14 protein-coding genes are annotated in these 15,166 nt (G+C 69.7%); 8 read left to right on the top strand and 6 right to left on the bottom strand.

All coding sequences use genetic code 11. The annotated features are described in order from the left end of the window. Positions 1 to 28 precede the first annotated feature (28 nt). Both O1Q96_RS29160 and O1Q96_RS29155 read right to left on the bottom strand, forming a co-directional pair. Entirely contained in the window at positions 29 to 493 is a 465-nt protein-coding gene (locus tag O1Q96_RS29160) for a hypothetical protein (protein WP_269250990.1), read from the bottom strand. Positions 494 to 559: 66 nt separating this feature from the next. Next, positions 560 to 1,420, bottom strand: a complete 861-nt coding sequence (locus tag O1Q96_RS29155; RefSeq protein WP_269253763.1) for an RNA polymerase sigma factor SigF — start codon at positions 1,418 to 1,420, stop codon at positions 560 to 562. Positions 1,421 to 1,759: 339 nt separating this feature from the next. Between O1Q96_RS29155 and O1Q96_RS29150 the strand changes: the two genes are divergently transcribed. Together O1Q96_RS29150 and O1Q96_RS29145 are read left to right on the top strand one after the other, a co-directional pair. Continuing rightward, positions 1,760 to 2,983 (top strand): phospholipase D-like domain-containing protein, encoded by a 1,224-nt coding sequence (locus tag O1Q96_RS29150; protein ID WP_269250989.1) that lies wholly within the window; start codon positions 1,760 to 1,762, stop codon positions 2,981 to 2,983. Between the two features lie 210 nt (positions 2,984 to 3,193). Further along, the gene (locus O1Q96_RS29145) at positions 3,194 to 4,315 is read left to right on the top strand and encodes an IS630 family transposase (protein ID WP_269250209.1); all 1,122 of its coding nucleotides are present in this window, start codon (positions 3,194 to 3,196) and stop codon (positions 4,313 to 4,315) included. A 104-nt stretch (positions 4,316 to 4,419) separates the two neighbouring features. Here the strand turns inward: O1Q96_RS29145 and O1Q96_RS29140 are convergent, their stop codons facing one another. Further along, positions 4,420 to 5,124 carry a GAF and ANTAR domain-containing protein gene (locus O1Q96_RS29140; protein ID WP_269250988.1) on the bottom strand — a complete coding sequence of 235 codons (705 nt, stop codon included), beginning with the start codon at positions 5,122 to 5,124 and terminating at the stop codon, positions 4,420 to 4,422. A gap of 256 nt (positions 5,125 to 5,380) precedes the next feature. On the opposite strand from O1Q96_RS29140, the gene O1Q96_RS29135 reads away from it, so the two are divergent. From O1Q96_RS29135 to O1Q96_RS29125, 3 genes are all read left to right on the top strand, one after another. Next, positions 5,381 to 5,641, top strand: a complete 261-nt coding sequence (locus O1Q96_RS29135) for a WhiB family transcriptional regulator (RefSeq protein ID WP_269250987.1) — start codon at positions 5,381 to 5,383, stop codon at positions 5,639 to 5,641. A gap of 709 nt (positions 5,642 to 6,350) precedes the next feature. Beyond that, positions 6,351 to 6,686: a hypothetical protein gene (locus O1Q96_RS29130; protein WP_269253762.1), complete on the top strand. Its 336-nt coding sequence runs from the start codon at positions 6,351 to 6,353 to the stop codon at positions 6,684 to 6,686. Positions 6,687 to 6,902: 216 nt separating this feature from the next. Then, positions 6,903 to 7,394 (top strand): hemerythrin domain-containing protein, encoded by a 492-nt coding sequence (locus O1Q96_RS29125; protein WP_269250986.1) that lies wholly within the window; start codon positions 6,903 to 6,905, stop codon positions 7,392 to 7,394. A gap of 201 nt (positions 7,395 to 7,595) precedes the next feature. Here the strand turns inward: O1Q96_RS29125 and O1Q96_RS29120 are convergent, their stop codons facing one another. Both O1Q96_RS29120 and O1Q96_RS29115 read right to left on the bottom strand, forming a co-directional pair. Continuing rightward, entirely contained in the window at positions 7,596 to 8,054 is a 459-nt protein-coding gene (locus tag O1Q96_RS29120) for an ATP-binding protein (protein ID WP_269250985.1), read from the bottom strand. Positions 8,055 to 8,129: 75 nt separating this feature from the next. Continuing rightward, positions 8,130 to 8,303: a CsbD family protein gene (locus O1Q96_RS29115; protein WP_269250984.1), complete on the bottom strand. Its 174-nt coding sequence runs from the start codon at positions 8,301 to 8,303 to the stop codon at positions 8,130 to 8,132. Positions 8,304 to 9,000: 697 nt separating this feature from the next. Between O1Q96_RS29115 and O1Q96_RS29110 the strand changes: the two genes are divergently transcribed. Further along, positions 9,001 to 9,978, top strand: coding sequence for an ABC transporter substrate-binding protein (locus O1Q96_RS29110; protein WP_269250983.1), 978 nt, complete (start codon positions 9,001 to 9,003; stop codon positions 9,976 to 9,978). Between the two features lie 321 nt (positions 9,979 to 10,299). Here O1Q96_RS29110 and O1Q96_RS29105 read toward each other — a convergent pair whose 3' ends face one another. Next, on the bottom strand, positions 10,300 to 11,070 hold the full coding sequence (locus tag O1Q96_RS29105) for a transposase family protein (protein ID WP_269250982.1): 771 nt from the start codon (positions 11,068 to 11,070) through the stop codon (positions 10,300 to 10,302). A 274-nt stretch (positions 11,071 to 11,344) separates the two neighbouring features. On the opposite strand from O1Q96_RS29105, the gene O1Q96_RS29100 reads away from it, so the two are divergent. Continuing rightward, entirely contained in the window at positions 11,345 to 12,118 is a 774-nt protein-coding gene (locus O1Q96_RS29100) for a carbonic anhydrase (RefSeq protein ID WP_269250981.1), read from the top strand. 216 nt (positions 12,119 to 12,334) lie between these two features. Further along, positions 12,335 to 15,034, top strand: a complete 2,700-nt coding sequence (locus O1Q96_RS29095; RefSeq protein WP_269250980.1) for a winged helix-turn-helix domain-containing protein — start codon at positions 12,335 to 12,337, stop codon at positions 15,032 to 15,034. The last annotated feature ends 132 nt before the right edge of the window (positions 15,035 to 15,166 follow it).

The following is a 15,166-nucleotide window of genomic DNA, read 5'->3' as shown; positions in this document are numbered from 1 at the left end:
GCCTGCTGAAACCCGGCCGGTGGGTGCGTCAGAGGCCGTTGTCCGTCGTGTCCCCGAGTGAGCTGTCGGGCTTGCCCAGGGACCATCCGGAGATGTCCGCGAGCCGGCCCCGCCACAGAGGCATGAGCACGGGGCCGCCTGCCCCGACGACACTGGTGGCATCACGCAGATGAACCCACTGCGGCAGCCGCTCCGGGACCCGGCGCCCCTGCTTGTCGACGACGGCCTGGTCCACCTGCTCCGGGAAGCGTTCCAGCAGCTGCGCGCCGGCTCCGTCGACACCGTGCAGGCTGCGCGCCCAGTCGGTCGTCCACGCCTTGTGCGAGATCAGATCGCCGTAGAGGAGCCCGCCCCCGATGACCAGGGTGATCGGCAGAGCCGCCTCCGGGTCCTGGGCCACCAGCCGTACCAGCATCTGCAGTTGGAGATCCGGCACGTGCTCGGTCACGGTCGGCGCCGCCGACTCGCGGAGCGGGTCCAGCTCGTCACTCACGATTCTGCTCGTCCTTTCGATCCCGTGACACTCGGAACAGGGAGGGGTTCGTGGCGGAGACGGCCATCACGCGGTGAGGAGGCCGCTGCGAAGCCGGTTGAGAGTGCGGGTGAGGAGACGGGAGATGTGCATCTGGGACAGGTTCAGTTCCCGGCCGATCTCCGCCTGGGTCATCTCCTGGCCGAACCGCATCTCGATGATGGTCCGCTCCCGCTCGTCGAGCTCCTGCAGCAGGGGGCCGAGCGTGTGCAGGTCCTCGAACAGGTCCATCGCCGGGTCGGCCTCGCCCAGAGTGTCCGCGTACTTGGGACCGCCGTCGCTGGACTCCTCGTCGCCGCCGGGGGTGTCGATGGAGCCGGCTATGTAGCCGTTGGCCGCCACGAGACCCTCGATGACCTCGTCCTCGGACAGGTTCAGGTGGGCCGCGAGCTCCTTGACCGTGGGCGGACGGTTCAGCGTGGTGCCGAGCTCTTCCTTGCTCTTGGCGAGGGCGACACGCAGCTCCTGCAGACGGCGCGGGACGTGCACGGCCCAGGTGGTGTCCCGGAAGAAGCGCTTGATCTCGCCGACGATGTAGGGAATGGCGAACGAGGTGAACTCGACCTCGCGCGACAGGTCGAAGCGGTCGATGGCCTTGATGAGGCCGATGGTGCCGACCTGGATGACATCCTCCATGTCACCGCTGCCCCGGTTCCGGAACCGGCGGGCCGCGAAGTTCACCAGGGACAGGTTCATCTCGATCAGCGTGTTCCGGACGTACTGGTATTCGTGCGAACCCTCTTCCAGGGCCTGCAGCCGGTCGAGGAACAGCCGGGACAGCACGCGCGCGTCCTTGGGCGCGACCTTGCCCCCGTCCTCGATCCACGGCAGGTCACCCGTGAGCTCCGGCGCTGCGCTGCCGCAGTCCGTGGCTTCGCGGGCGTTCACGGAGGAAATCACGGTGCCGCCTTAAATAGAAAGCAAGTTGCTCCTCTCCTGCCCGGCTTGCCCGCAAGCATGTGCGCCGTGTCCGGCCGTTCTCGCACGCGCTGTCCCGTGGCGCGAAAGCGGTGATCTCCGATGCGGGCGTGACGGGCCGACCCCTCCGGCCGGACCTCTCGGCGTCAGTGACACGTCCGCCCCTGGGCGGGATCCGGATGATTGTCGCGTTTGCCACTCCTGGCTCCGAGTGCCGCGGCGGCCGGAGTACAGTCTGCTCGCCGCGCCCCGCGCCGGACCGGGCAGCGCGGCCCTCCTTGTCTCCTTCGAGTGCCGGCCGGTGACCCCATGACCAGTACGCAGGACCAGCCGGAGACGACCTCCCACCCGCTCGGCACACGCGCCTCGCCGATGTTCGAGGAGCGGTCGGAGCGAATACGGCGGCGGCTGGAGAGACTCATCGGCATCGCCGCGACCGAGGGCAACGCCCTGACCGCGCTGCGCAACGGCGACGAGATCTTCGCCGCGATGCTGGCACGCATCCGGTCCGCGGAACACACCGTGGACATGATGACCTTCGTCTACTGGAAGGGCGACGTCGCCCGCGAATTCGCTCAGTCGCTCGCCGAGCGTGCCCGGGCAGGGGTGCGGGTGCGGCTGCTGCTGGACGGCTTCGGCAGCCGGCTGATCGAGAAGGACCTGCTGGCGGCGATGGAGGAGGCCGGCGTGCAGGTGGCGTGGTTTCGCAAACCCCTCGCCCTGTCGCCGTTCAAGCAGAACCACCGCTGTCACCGCAAGGTCCTGGTCGTCGACGAGCAGACGGCCTTCACCGGTGGGGTGGGGATCGCGGAGGAGTGGTGCGGCGACGCGCGCAACGAGCACGAGTGGCGTGACACCCACGTCGAGGTCCGCGGGCCGGCGGTGGACGGCCTCGCCGCCGCGTTCGCACAGAACTGGGCCGAGTGCCACGAGGAACTTTTCGATGCCCGTGACCGGTTCGTCGCGCACAGCCCCCAGGGCGACGCCGCGGTACAGGTGGTGCGCGGCTCGGCCAGCTTCGGCTGGCAGGACATGCAGACCCTGCTCCGGGTGATGCTGGAGTCGGCGGAGGACCGCTTCCGGCTGGCCACCGCGTACTTCTCACCGGACGCGTACTTCATCGAGCTGCTGTGTGCCACCGCCCGCCGGGGCGTGGAGGTGGAGATCCTGCTGCCCGGCCCGCACACGGACAAGCGGGTCTGCCAGCTGGCCGGCCAGCACTACTACGAGGACCTGACCGCCTGCGGCGTGAAGATCTACCAGTATCAGCCGACGATGATGCATGCCAAGGTCATCACCGTCGACCGGGTCGCCGCGCTGGTCGGCTCGACCAACTTCAACCGCCGCTCGCTCGACCACGACGAGGAGATCATGCTCGCCGTGCTGGACGAGGAGTTCACGTCCACACTCGACGCCCACTTCGACGAGGACCTGGCAGTCAGCACCCTGATCAGCGCGGGACGCTGGAAGCGCCGTTCAGTGGTGCAGCGAGCCCGGGAAGCGGCCGTCCTGCCCATCCGCCGATACCTGTGACGCCGGTTCCCCCGGCCGCCGTGCCCACCGGCCGCCTGCCCGCTCGCTGAGCCGCTCGCGGCCGGTCGGTGGGCAGGCGTTCCCGGCCGGCCGGGTCCTTGCACGACGGTGTCCCGGCCACTTCGGGGGCGCACAGAGGCCTCACGGGAGCGGAGGGCCTGCCTGTGTTGAGCTAGTGTCCTGCGCCAGTAGTTGATCGTTAGTTGGTGTGTGACTTCTACTGCTGGTGCGTCAGTTCCTCGTCGGGGCCCCAAGTTGGAGCCGTTGCTGCTGTCCGCGGAGGAGCGGGCGGAGCTGGAGCGGTGGACGCGTCGGGCGACATCGGCCCAGGCCCTGGCCCTGCGAGCGCGGATTGTCCTGGCGTGTGCGGGGCCGGAAGTACCGCCGATCGTCGTGGTCGCCCGGGAGCTTCGGGTGGCCGCGGACACGGTCCGCAAGTGGCGGCGGCGCTTTCTCGCCGAGCGGCTGGACGGGCTGGTCGACGAGCCCAGGCCGGGCCGGCCGCCCACCATCAGCGTCGATCAGGTGGAGGCGGTGGTGGTCACCACGCTGGAACAGCTGCCGAAGAACGCCACCCACTGGTCCAGGAAATCGATGGCCCAGCACAGCGGCCTGTCGAAGTCGACCGTGGGCCGGATCTGGCGGCAGTTCCAGCTCAGGCCGCATCTGGCGGACACCTTCAAGCTGTCGACGGACCCGCTGTTCGTGGAGAAGGTCTACGACGTCGTGGGCCTGTACTTCAACCCTCCTGAGGGTGCGGAGGTGCTCTCGGTGGACGAGAAGTCGCAGATCCAGGCCCTGGACCGGTCCCAGCCGGTGCTGCCGATAATGCCGGGCATGCCCGAGCGGCGCACCCACGACTACGTCCGCAACGGCCTGACCACCTTGTTCGCCGCGTTCGACGTCGCCACGGGTGAGGTCATCACTGCCCTGCACCGCCGGCACCGGGCCGCGGAGTTCAAGAAGTTCCTGATCCGGATCGACAAAGAGGTGCCCGCACACCTGCAGGTCCATCTGATCGTGGACAACTACGGCACCCACAAGACCCCTGCGATCAAAGCCTGGCTGGCCAAACACCCGCGGTTCGAGCTGCACTTCACCCCGACCGGCTCCTCCTGGATCAACCAGGTCGAGCGGTGGTTCGGCTACCTGGCCCACCAGATGATCCGCCGCGGCGCACACAAGAACATCCAGGCCCTGGAAGCCGACATCCGGGCCTGGGTCAAGGACTGGAACGAAGACCCCAAGCCGTTCATCTGGACCAAGACAGCCGAAGAGATCCTCGACTCCCTCGCCCGCTTCTGCCGACGGATCTCTGGCGCAGGACACTAGCGATTACATAGCAAAAGGGGTGAAATCTGCCGAGTCTGTTCGCCCCTCCCGCGCCGTTGTCACCGGAGTGGCAACGGCGCCCGTGCTGAGTGTGGACGGCACGGTCAGCTGGGCTTCTCGCCGGTGCGGCAGACCTGGCGGGCGATCTCGCGCAGTTTGACGTTGCGGTCCTGCGACGTCTTCTTGAGCACCTTAAAAGCCGCGTCCTCGGTCAGTCCGTAGCGCTCCATCAGGATGCCCATGGCCTCGCCGATCTCGTGACGGGTCTCCAGGGCGTGGCCGAGCTGCTGATGCGTACGGGCCGCGGAGAAGGCGACGGCCGCGTGCGAGGCGAGTATCCAGCCGGCCCGCCGGGCGGTCTCGTCGAAGGCGTTCGGATCGCGCGAGTACACGTTGAGGGCGCCGAGGTCGTCGTCCTCGGTGAAGAGGAGGAAGCCCATCATGCTTCCCATGCCCAGCTTCCTCAACCTGGGCGTGAAGTGGGGCCAGTTGTCGTTCGGCTCCCGCATGTCCTCGATGGCGTAGATCTGCTGGCGATCGGTCACGGCGTCGAAGCACGGACCCTCCCGCAGGTCCTGCTGGATCCGGTCCGCATGACGCACCAGATCGCTCGTCGCCGCCAGGGCGTGCACCTCACCTTGTCGCACGGTGAGAATGCCGGCTTCGTCGCACCCGTTGATCAGCACCGTCGCGTGCTCCACGATGCGGTCCAAGGTGCCCTGGGTCGAGTCCTGCGTCAGCAGGTCCCGTGCCATTTCCGCGACGGCGATCGCGAACTGCTCCCAGACCTCGCCAGGCACCTGCGACATGTGTCACCTGCTCATTTCGTTGAAGCGCCAGGACTGCCGCTCCCTTGAGGCCCATCTTGCCACCCGTGCGACCCTGCCGCGCCGGGCATGGTCCCTCAGGGGCCTCACCTGCCGGCGGCCGCCAGTGTCGCAGTGTTGTTGAACGTTTCAAGCAGCGCCGTCCGGCGAAACCCCTTGTTTCACCGGTGCGGTCACGGGTGACCCGAAGAGAGACCCAATGCCGTGAACAACATCGTTGCGACCGAAGGAGACTCCCATGGAGGGCTGGCGCGAGTACGCGGAATGCCGCACCGTCGATCCCGATCTGTTCTTCCCCATAGGCAGCACAGGCCCCGCGCTGGTGCAGATCGAGGACGCGAAGTCCGTCTGCCGCCGCTGCCCGGTCCAGGAGGAGTGCCTGGACTGGGCTCTCGAGACGGGCCAGAGCATCGGCGTCTGGGGCGGCAAGAGCGAAGCCGAACGGCGCACACTGCGGCGACGTGTCCGCGGCCGCGCGTCCAGGAACACCAGCGCGTAGGCGGGTGAACACGCAGGGCGACGCCCGTGGTGCGAGGCACACGACTGCCTCGCCACCGGGCCTCTCCCGGTGTGACGACTCGTCACGGCCGACAGGTGTCGGTCCTCGCGACGGGGGCAGACGGGACTGCTGAAGGAAGCATTCAGCCCGCGCCTGAACGAGGTGAAGCAGTGAGCCTGGAGCAGGACCGAGCGTCCGGTCCCGTCGACGACACGAGCGACGAGGCGGCGGAACCCTCCGAAGCCGAGCGTGACGCCTGGGCGCGGGTGCGCCGCTCGGCCACGGGAATGCGGCACCACGAGGCGAAGGCAGCTCTGGAAAACGCCCGAAAGGCGGCTCAGGACGATTCGCTCACCGGCCGGGACGCGACTGCCGCCCAGGCCGAGGCCGAGGAGTGGGAACGCGTCACAGAGGCGCTCTTCGACCACGCCGGGGCGTACGACGCTGCTGATGACCCCGGGCGAACTGGAAGGTCGCGCCCATCACGCACCGACGCCACCCGGCCTCCGTTGAAGGGCGGCTCCGTGGAGGGGCCCGGAGCGGCTCCGGGCCGCGTTGTCAGTGCCCTCCGGAACAATGCCGAGCAGCGAGAACGTCATCGCTCCGGTGATACGCGATCGATACCCGTCCGTCGAAAGGCCGCCCTCACATGACGCCCACTCTTCACCACCGCGCCGTGTCGCGAGCCTCGAACGGAGAACCGGTGACCATGCTCCGAGGGCTCCCGCGCACGACCGCCCCGGTGGGCCCCGGCGGCGCCGAGGTTCTGCGCCTCATCACGGTGCAGCGCGTCCCCGTCTGCCTGACCGTGCACTTCAACGGCCGTCGCCGATACGGCTACTGGCAGCCCGTCAGCTCCGGCCCCGGGTACGGAGGGTGCTACGTGGCCCTGCCCACGGACGAGTGCGACGCGCTGCACGCGGCGGGCCGGATCGTGCTGGGGGAACCGGTGGTCGATCCGGCCAAGACCACGTATCCGGTGCGTCCCGCGGTGCGGCGCACACCGTCGGCGGCGGGCGCGCTCCGACAGGCCCTTACGGCGTGACGCCGGGTAAGGCATGCCGACATCGCTGAGATGCGTGCGCCACGACGGTGACGTCCCGTGGATTCACCGGTAGGTGTGCGGCCCGTCCCCGGTTTCGTCAGTTACTCCGTTTGTCGCTGTTGCCGCGCGGCCCTTCGACAGGACGATTTTCTTCCCCGATTACGGGGGTACTCGTGTTGGAAGACTTTATTTCCACCGAGGAAGGCGCGCCGCACCATGCCTGAGACACGAGATGTCGTCCAGTTGATTCTTGATGATCACCGGAAGATGGAGGACCTCTTCCGGCAGATGCGCAGTGTCGAGGCGGACAGGGCGACCGCGCTGAAAGAATTCGCCGACCTTCTGATCGCCCACGCCCTCGCGGAGGAGGCCAAGGTCTACCCCGCTCTCAAGCGCTACAGGAACATCGACGACGAGGAGGTGGAGCACGGCGAGACCGAACACGACGAAGGCAACAAGGCGCTGCTCGCCCTCCTGGAGGTCGACGAAGTCGGTTCCGACGACTGGGACGAGAAGCTGGAGGAACTCGTGGAGGCCGTCGCGCACCACACCGACGAGGAAGAACGCACCATCCTGAACGGCGCGCGCGAGAACGTCCCCATGGAGCGCCGTGAGGAGCTCGGCGCGGACTTCGTCGAGGAGCGGGCGCACCAGCTCAAGTCGGGATGCGGTTCGGTCGAGAACCTCCGCAAGATCGTGAAGAGCTGACAGGAGCCCGGCCCCTGGGCTGGTAGCGCCGGTCCGGTCGAAGCCGGCTGCACAGTCGACCACCTGACGAACCGGCCGCCGGAGCGCGGCCGGTTTTGTCGTGCCCGAGTCGTGCCCGGACAGTGGAGGGGGCGGGCCGGACCTGGCCGTATGCGGCGGCAGGTCCGGGCGGTGGCCCGAGGGAGGCCGGAGTGGAGGGGTTCATTGGCGGACGAGCGGCAGTACGGCGGTGATGCGCTTCCCGCCGGTCCCGAGTTCCGAGATCGTGATGTCACGGGCAAGGCGGCAGACGATGGGCCAGCCGTGGCCACCGGCCCGCATGAAGCCCCGCTCATCGACGTGCTGCTTGGGGGTGGGCAGCTCCTGGCTGCGGTCGCTCACGGACAGCCGGACGTCCCCATCGTCCAGCGACACCTCGAAACCGGTGACACCGCCGCCGTGCAGCATGGCGTTGGTCGTCAGTTCCGAGGCGACGAGCAGTGCGTCGCCGACGACGTCGTCGCCCACGGCGTCGCGGCGTCGGGACCGCCGCGCTTCTTCGAGTGCGAGCCTCACCTCCTCGCGTACCTCGGCCGGACTGCGCGGTCCCGGTCCCGGTCGCTGGGGCCGCGCCGACGCGGACGACGCGTCGATGGGGTGCTTCCGCTGCTCCCCGAGCATTTCGCGCTCCTTCACCTGAAAAGAAACAGGGCCCGCCGCAAGAGCGTGCGACGGGCCCTGCGGATTAAGTGATCCTCAATGCCGGAATGCGTCTTTGGTCTTTTCCTTGGCCTGGCGGACGTCACCCTTGGACTGCTCCGCCCTGCCTTCGGCGGTCAGACGCTCGTTCCCGACAGCGCGGCCGAGGGTCTCCTTCGTCTTGCCCTTGGCCTGCTCGGTCTTGGCCTTTGCCTTCTCGTTCTTGGCCACTGCAGATCACGTCCTCACTGCGCTTCGTTCGTGCTGTCTACATACGGCTGACCGGAGAGCGCCGGTCCAAACGCGGCCGTTCGAGAATTCGACGAGCTTCCCCCGAAGGGCCGGATCACTCCCGCCGTAAGAAGTGGAAATCGAAATCAGATTGCGATGAGGAAGTGAAAACGGAAGGGTGAGTAAAAGATCTTGGGGTGTCCCCTCCCGCGGCAGCGCGATCCGAAACCGTCGACAGGCTCAGGGGCGCGAAAGCCGTGGGCCAGGGCGCCCGGGACCCGCCCTGGCCGGCTGGGCCGGAGGAGGCCCCGCGGGCCGAGGCGCGGACGGGGTGCGGACGGGCGATGTCCAACCTCCCTTGTCCGGGGTGCTGACAGCGCGAAATTGGGTCTGTAGATTGCTGCCGTCAAGAAAATGCACAACATAAATCGGGCTGGGGGACCGAGCTGTCCGGTCGCGCCCCGGACCGTCGTGTTCTGTTCCCCGCCGCTGTCGCCCCGTCTGCCTCGTCGCTCGTGCTATCGGCGCAGGATCCCCTGGAGGGACCGGCGCCACGCACCGTTCTTGTACCGCCTCGCCCGGCGTCGTCCGCCGCCGCGTTCGGGGAGCCCGCGTGATTCCAGCACGGCCCGTACGACCCGTTCACGCACCGCACTCGTCCACGTAATCCACCAGTGCTTTCCGTCAGGAGGAGCCCATGCAACGGCGCATTCTCGGGCTTGCCGCAGTACTGACCACGATCGTCGCCGCGGCCGGATGCGGGTCGTCGGACTCGGGGGCCGGAGGTTCGTCGACCTCGGGCGGGGACAAGACCGCACAGGTCAAGGTCGGCATCATCCCGATCGTCGATGTGGCCCCGCTCTATCTGGGGCAGAAGAAGGGGTTCTTCGGCAGCCGCGGCATCGACCTCGAGATGGTGAGTGCCCAGGGCGGCGCGGCGATCATCCCCGGTGTGGTGAACGGCCAGTTCCAGTTCGGGTTCAGCAACACCACGTCGCTGATGGTCGCCCAGGTCAAGGGAGTTCCGGTCAAGTCCGTGGTCAACGGCGCGGCGTCCAACGGCAAGGTCGGGGGCGACGTCACCGGTGTGGCGGTCAAAAAGGACAGCTCGATCAAGTCGGCCAAGGACCTCGCCGGGCACACGGTGGCGGTGAACACCCTGCAGAACATCGGGGACACCACGGTGCGCGAGTCGGTCCGTGCGGACGGCGGCGACCCGTCCGAGGTCAAGTTCGTGGAGATCGCGTTCGACCAGATGCCGGCCGCTCTGGACGGGGGGCGCGTGGACGCCGCGTGGATGGGCGAGCCCGCGATGACGGTCGCCAAGGCACAGGGCGTCCGCGTCGTGGCGTCGCCGTTCGCCGAGACGGACCCCAAGCTCACCGTGGCGACGTACTTCACCTCGGCCAAGCTGCAGAAGGAGAACCCCGACCTGGTGAAGAAATTCACCGAGGCGATGGCCGAGTCACTGCAGTACGCCACCGACCATCCCGACGAGGCGCGCCAGATCCTCACCACCTACACCAAGATCAGCGGTGATGTCCTGGAGAAGCTCACGCTGCCCAGCTGGCCGCCGGACATCGACACGGCCTCCCTGGAGAAGCTGGCGTCCCTCGGTGAGCGGGACGGTCTCTTCGGAGACAAGAAGCCCGACCTGGACGCCCTCTTCTCCTGACCTGTCCCGGGCCGGCCGTGAGCCGCCCGGGCCGGCCGCGACGCCGCGCGCAGTGGTCCTCCGTGCCGAACGGCAGGGCGAGTTGACGTGCCGTGAGCCACGGCGGGACGCAGGCGTGGCGGCCCCCCCCCGGCTCACCGTTCGGGAGCGTTCGCGCGGGTCGTGGACGTCGGACGTGAGACAGCGCCGTCTCCGGTCGCTCCCCCCCCACGAGGCGCGAGGCGAGCGGGGCACGGCGCGACGGGGCGCCGCGACACGGCTAAAGGGTGTTGCACAAGGCTGTGTTTGGGCAGGTCAGAGTGTGTGAGCACAGTCTTCTGGTCATGATGTGAGGGCGAGGTTGTGCATGTGGGCGACGGCTTGGACGGCGTGGTGGAGGCCGTCGCCGTGCTGTCGGCAGTCGCGGAGGATCTTGTAGTTCTTCATGCGGCCGATCACATGCTCCACACGGGCACGCACCGTGCGGTGGGCTGCGTTGTCGGCTTCCTCGCCGGCCAGCAGGGGCCGGCGCGGGCGTTTGCGGTGCGGCACGACCATGCCGCAGTTGAGGTAGGCGCCATCGCCCAGGACGGTCACGTCCTGGCAGTGCTCGGCGAGACCGGAGGCGCGCCAGGCATGGGCGTCGGCGGTGGTGCCCGGTGCCGGTCGGGCCGCTGCGATCACGAGGCGGGTGTCGGCGTCTACGATGACCTGCACGTTCGCAGAGAAGCGGTAGTTGCGGCTGGATGCGCCGACCGTGCGGTCACGGACCGGGACCAGCGTGCCGTCCACGATCCACAACCGGTCCGCGGCGTCGGCCGGACGTGAGACGGGTTCGAGGGCCAGCAGCGGCCCGAGCCGTTGGATCACTCGGCACACGGTGGACGAGGACACTCCGAACAGCGGTCCCAGTTGCCGCATGGTCAGGTTCGTCCGGTAGTACACCGCGACCAGCAGCACCCGCTCGGCCAGCGGCAGGCTCCACGGCCGGCCCTGCATCGTGCCGTTGCCACCGCGCTCCCGCACCGCCTTGAGCAACCGCGAAAACTGCGTCAACCGCAGCCCCGTGAACGTCTCCACCCACACCTGTTCAGCACTCAACACCCCAGCCATACAGAGGAAATGCCCAGTTCGCAGCCTTGTGCAACACCCTTTACTCCTCCCCAGCCGTGTCGCGGCGCCCCGGGCGCGTCCCTTGCGATGTGGACGGCTGCTTACGCCGTGCTGGATCAGCGCTGTACGGGTCCTAACCGTCCTCCCGCCACTGTGGAACCACCCGCTCCACCAGGGGATCGGGCCAGCGGCGGGCGCCCGACGGACCTGCCTCTGGTGTCGTCTCACGCCCGTGTCTCTGCGGGCGGACCTGCACCACCCAAGGGGAGAACTCATGACCAGTTCCGGCCGACCGCAGCGAAGGGCCCTGCTCACCGGAGGGCTCGTGGCCACGACAGCCCTCGTCACCGGCTGTTCGTCGGCGGCGGCCGGCTCAGGGGCGGCGAAGTCTCCCGCCGCCGGGCCGGCGGCGAAGTCCCCCTCGCCGTTCAGGAGCGCGAGGCCCGACTCGCCGAAAACGGCCCTCGCAAGGCTCACGGAGGGCAACGCGCGCTGGGTGGAGGGGACTCTCCAACACCCCGACCGGGACCCCGCCCGACGCGAGTTCGTGGCCGAGGAGCAGGACCCGTACGGCGTGATCCTCTCGTGCATCGACTCTCGGGTGCCGCCGGAGCTCGTGTTCGACACCGGACTCGGCGACCTGTTCGTGCTGCGCACCGGCGGACAGGTGGTGGGACCGGTGGTCACCGGATCTGTCGAGTACGGGCCCATGACCTCGGGGACCCCGCTGATCGTCGTGCTCGGACACCAGCGGTGCGGGGCCATCAAGGCCTCGTACGAGGCGATGCGCGACGGCAAGGAACTGCCCGGCAACCTCCAGGCCATCTCGAGGGCCCTGCGGCCGGCGTACCGGGCGACCCTCAAGGAGCCGACCGACGACCCCGTCGACGCCATGATCCGCATCCACATACAGCAGACCGCCGCCGACCTGCGCTCCAACAGGGACCTGGCCCCGCTCGTGAAGAAGGGCGGCCTGGCCGTGGTCAGCGCCTACTACTCGCTCGACACCGGCCGGGTGGAGGTCCTGAGCGGGGCGCCGTCCGCCTGACGACGGGCTCCCGGGACCGACCGCCCCGGCGCCCGGGGCCGGGCGACGGCCGACGCCCGGCCCGTCCGGCGCCGGGCCCGTCCATGGCCACGCCTGCGGCGCGGTGCGGGAGCCGCGAGGGCCGGGCGACCGCTGCGGCGGGCAGGTGCGGGAGAACACTGGGATGCTGATGGGGGAGCGCTGCCCGCGATCCGACGAACAGTGGTGGTGAGCGCCATGGCTGGGTTCGAGGAGGAGGGCGGTTCGGGACCGACCGCACCGCGCGCCGACCCTCTTGGCGACCCGTTTCTACGTACGCGGCTCGCCGTACCGCAGCGCCCGGCGATGTTCCTGCGGCGCGAGCGGCTGGTCGAGCACCTCGACCAGTCCCTCCTGACACCGCTGACCCTGGTCAACGGAGCCGCCGGGGCGGGCAAGACCCTGCTGGTCGCCGACTGGGCCAAGGGGCGCGACGAGGCGGTCGCCTGGCTCACCACCGACGCGGCGGACCAGCCGGCCGGCATGTTCTGGGCCTACCTGTTCCAGGCGCTGCACGCCTGTGGTGTACCGCTCTCCGCCGAGACGACCGACCCTGCCGAGGTGAACCGCGTCGACCACCGGCTGCTGTCACGGCTCGCCGCCGATCTCAGCGCCCGGGACCGGCCCGTGATCGTGGTGCTCGACCAGTACGACCGCGTCACCGCCCCGGAGATCGCGGAGCAGCTGGAGTTCGTCCTGCACCACGCGGGGCGGGGCATGCGCCTGGTCCTGGTCACCCGCACCGAACCGCTGCTGCCACTGCACCGCTACCGTGCGGCGGGCGACATGACCGAGATCAGGGACGCGGAGCTGGCCTTGACCCCCGCGGAAGCGGCCGCGCTCCTCGAGATGCACGGGCTGCGCCTTCCGGCCCACGCCGCGGACGCGCTCGTGGAGCGCACCCGCGGATGGGCCGCCGGTCTGCGGCTGTGTGCCCTGGCCGCACGGGAGGACCCGGATCCGGCGACGTACCTCAAGGAGTTCGAGGCGGACCGCTCCACGGTCGCCGACTTCCTGCTGGCGGAAGTGCTGAAGCGGCAGACCCCCGAGACACAGGACCTTCTGCTGCGGGTCAGCGTCCTCGACCGTTTCGGGCCCGCGCTGGCGAACGCGCTGACGGGGCGAACCGACGCCGAACCCATCCTGGCGGGGCTGCACCGCGAGAACGCGTTCGTCGAGGACCTCGGCCATGACTGGTACCGCCTCCACCCACTGTTCGGCGAGATCCTCCGTGCACATCTGCGGGTGCGCTCTCCTGGCCTGGAACCCGAACTCCACCGGCTGGCGGCGGAATGGCTGCACCGCTCGGGATCCCTCGCCGAGACGCTCGGCCACGGCGCCGCCGCGGGCGACTGGGACTTCACCGCCGGTGCGCTCGTCGACGACCTCGCCATCGGCCGGCTCTTCACCGGCCTGGGCTGCGACGATCTGACCGAGCTGTTCGCCCGGATGGGGCCCGGGGCGACGAGCCCGGCCACGGACCTCGTGCGCGCGGCCCGAGAGCTGGCCCGGTGCGACCTGGAGCGCGGCCTGACACACCTGCGCCAGGCCGAGCGAGGCCTCGAACGGGAACACAGTGCGTCGGGGCCGGCATACGCACCGGCGGCCGCCCGGCTGAGCTGCGCCCTGCTGGAAACCCTGGCGGCACGACTGACCGGTTCGCCCGAGCGGGCGGAGACGGCCGCGAGGGCGGCCGAGAAGCTCCAGGAGGAGGTTCCCGCGCAGCTGCTCGACGACCATCCCGAATTCACCGCCCTCCTGCTGGCCCACCTGGGCTCGACACGGTTGTGGGCCGGACGTTTCGAGGACGCGTGCGAGGCGCTGTCCACGGTGACCGGCCGCGCCGTCGAGGCCTCGACGGCGCCCGCGCGCGAGGACTCCCTGGGCGGGCTGGCCCTGATCGACTACCTGAACGGCTGGCTCGGCAGGGCGGAGCGCAAAGCCCTGGCGGCGGTGTCCGAGACGGAGCGGTTCGGTCCGGCACAGCCGCCCGGCTCGGACATCGGGCGACTGGTTCTCGCCGCCGTGGCCGTCGACCGCCACGAACTGGGCCGGGCCCAGGCATTTCTCGACACGGCGGGCGGCCCGCGCCGGGGACAGCACGACCCCGTGACGGAAGCGGGCCGGATGATCGCCACCGCGCGCCTGCTGCTGGCCCGCGGCGACACGCGGGCCGCGCTCTCGACGGCGGAGACCGCGGTCCGCGCCGACGAGGTCTCGCCCTGGGCCCAGGGGCACGCGGCGCTGATCGCCTCCACCGCACACCTGGCCGAGGGCCACCCCGAGTCCGCCGCGGAACTGCTGCAGGCGGTGCCCGACGACCAGGTGGCGTGTGCCGTGGGGGCGGCGCGGGCGCACCTCGCGGCAGGCCGGCCCGTCGCGGCGCTCGACCTGCTCGACGGGCTGGGTTCCGAAGGCCGTACGGGCCCCGCGGTGACCGTACGGGCCATGCTGGTGCGAGCCGAGGCCGCGGACGGAGCGGGCGACGGCGCCGCCTCGCGCGCGCTCGTCGCCCAGGCTCTGCGGGAGGCACGGCGCGAACGGCTGAGGCGTCCCTTCCTCGAAGCCGGGCCATGGATCCGGCCGGTGCTGGAAGCGGCGCCGCTGAGAGGGCTGGCCGCGGACTGGCTCACCCCGGGTTCGTCGCGTTCGGCGCGGCACGCCGGACCGCCCCCGTCCGGGGACCGGCTGCCCCCGCCGGTGATCGAGGAGCTGAGCCGGCGCGAGCTCGACGTGCTCCAGCGGCTGGCCCAGATGATGTCGACGGAGGAGATCGCCGCCGATCTGTTCGTGTCGGTGAACACGGTCAAGACCCACCTCAAGAGCGTCTACCGGAAACTGGCGGTCAACCGGCGCGGCGACGCGGTCCGCCGCGCGCGCGAGCTGCGGCTGCTGTGAACAGGCACGGCCGCGGGCGCGCGTCCGGACGCGTATCACCTCTGCGGGGTGAGGCCACGCGGGTGTGGCGCGGCGGACGATCGTAGGGAAGGGCGCAGCACGCCTGTCCCAGGTCGCCCAGGGAGTGCAGCT

Origin of the sequence: Streptomyces aurantiacus, assembly GCF_027107535.1 — a bacterium.
GTDB lineage: Bacteria > Actinomycetota > Actinomycetes > Streptomycetales > Streptomycetaceae > Streptomyces.
The sequence above is the reverse complement of the archived record's forward strand: the minus strand, read 5'-3'. Positions and strand labels throughout refer to the sequence as shown.

Excerpts from the sequence above, each read along its gene's own strand:
- O1Q96_RS29135 (WP_269250987.1), top strand. The coding sequence starts at position 5,381 with ATGGAGGGCTGGCGCGAGTACGCGGAATGCCGCACCGTCGATCCCGAT.
- O1Q96_RS29100 (WP_269250981.1), top strand. The coding sequence starts at position 11,345 with ATGACCAGTTCCGGCCGACCGCAGCGAAGGGCCCTGCTCACCGGAGGG.
- O1Q96_RS29110 (WP_269250983.1), top strand. The coding sequence starts at position 9,001 with ATGCAACGGCGCATTCTCGGGCTTGCCGCAGTACTGACCACGATCGTC.
- O1Q96_RS29150 (WP_269250989.1), top strand. The coding sequence starts at position 1,760 with ATGACCAGTACGCAGGACCAGCCGGAGACGACCTCCCACCCGCTCGGC.
- O1Q96_RS29095 (WP_269250980.1), top strand. The coding sequence starts at position 12,335 with ATGGCTGGGTTCGAGGAGGAGGGCGGTTCGGGACCGACCGCACCGCGC.
- O1Q96_RS29140 (WP_269250988.1), bottom strand. The coding sequence starts at position 5,124 with ATGTCGCAGGTGCCTGGCGAGGTCTGGGAGCAGTTCGCGATCGCCGTC.
- O1Q96_RS29105 (WP_269250982.1), bottom strand. The coding sequence starts at position 11,070 with ATGGCTGGGGTGTTGAGTGCTGAACAGGTGTGGGTGGAGACGTTCACG.
- O1Q96_RS29125 (WP_269250986.1), top strand. The coding sequence starts at position 6,903 with ATGCCTGAGACACGAGATGTCGTCCAGTTGATTCTTGATGATCACCGG.
- O1Q96_RS29130 (WP_269253762.1), top strand. The coding sequence starts at position 6,351 with ATGCTCCGAGGGCTCCCGCGCACGACCGCCCCGGTGGGCCCCGGCGGC.
- O1Q96_RS29120 (WP_269250985.1), bottom strand. The coding sequence starts at position 8,054 with ATGCTCGGGGAGCAGCGGAAGCACCCCATCGACGCGTCGTCCGCGTCG.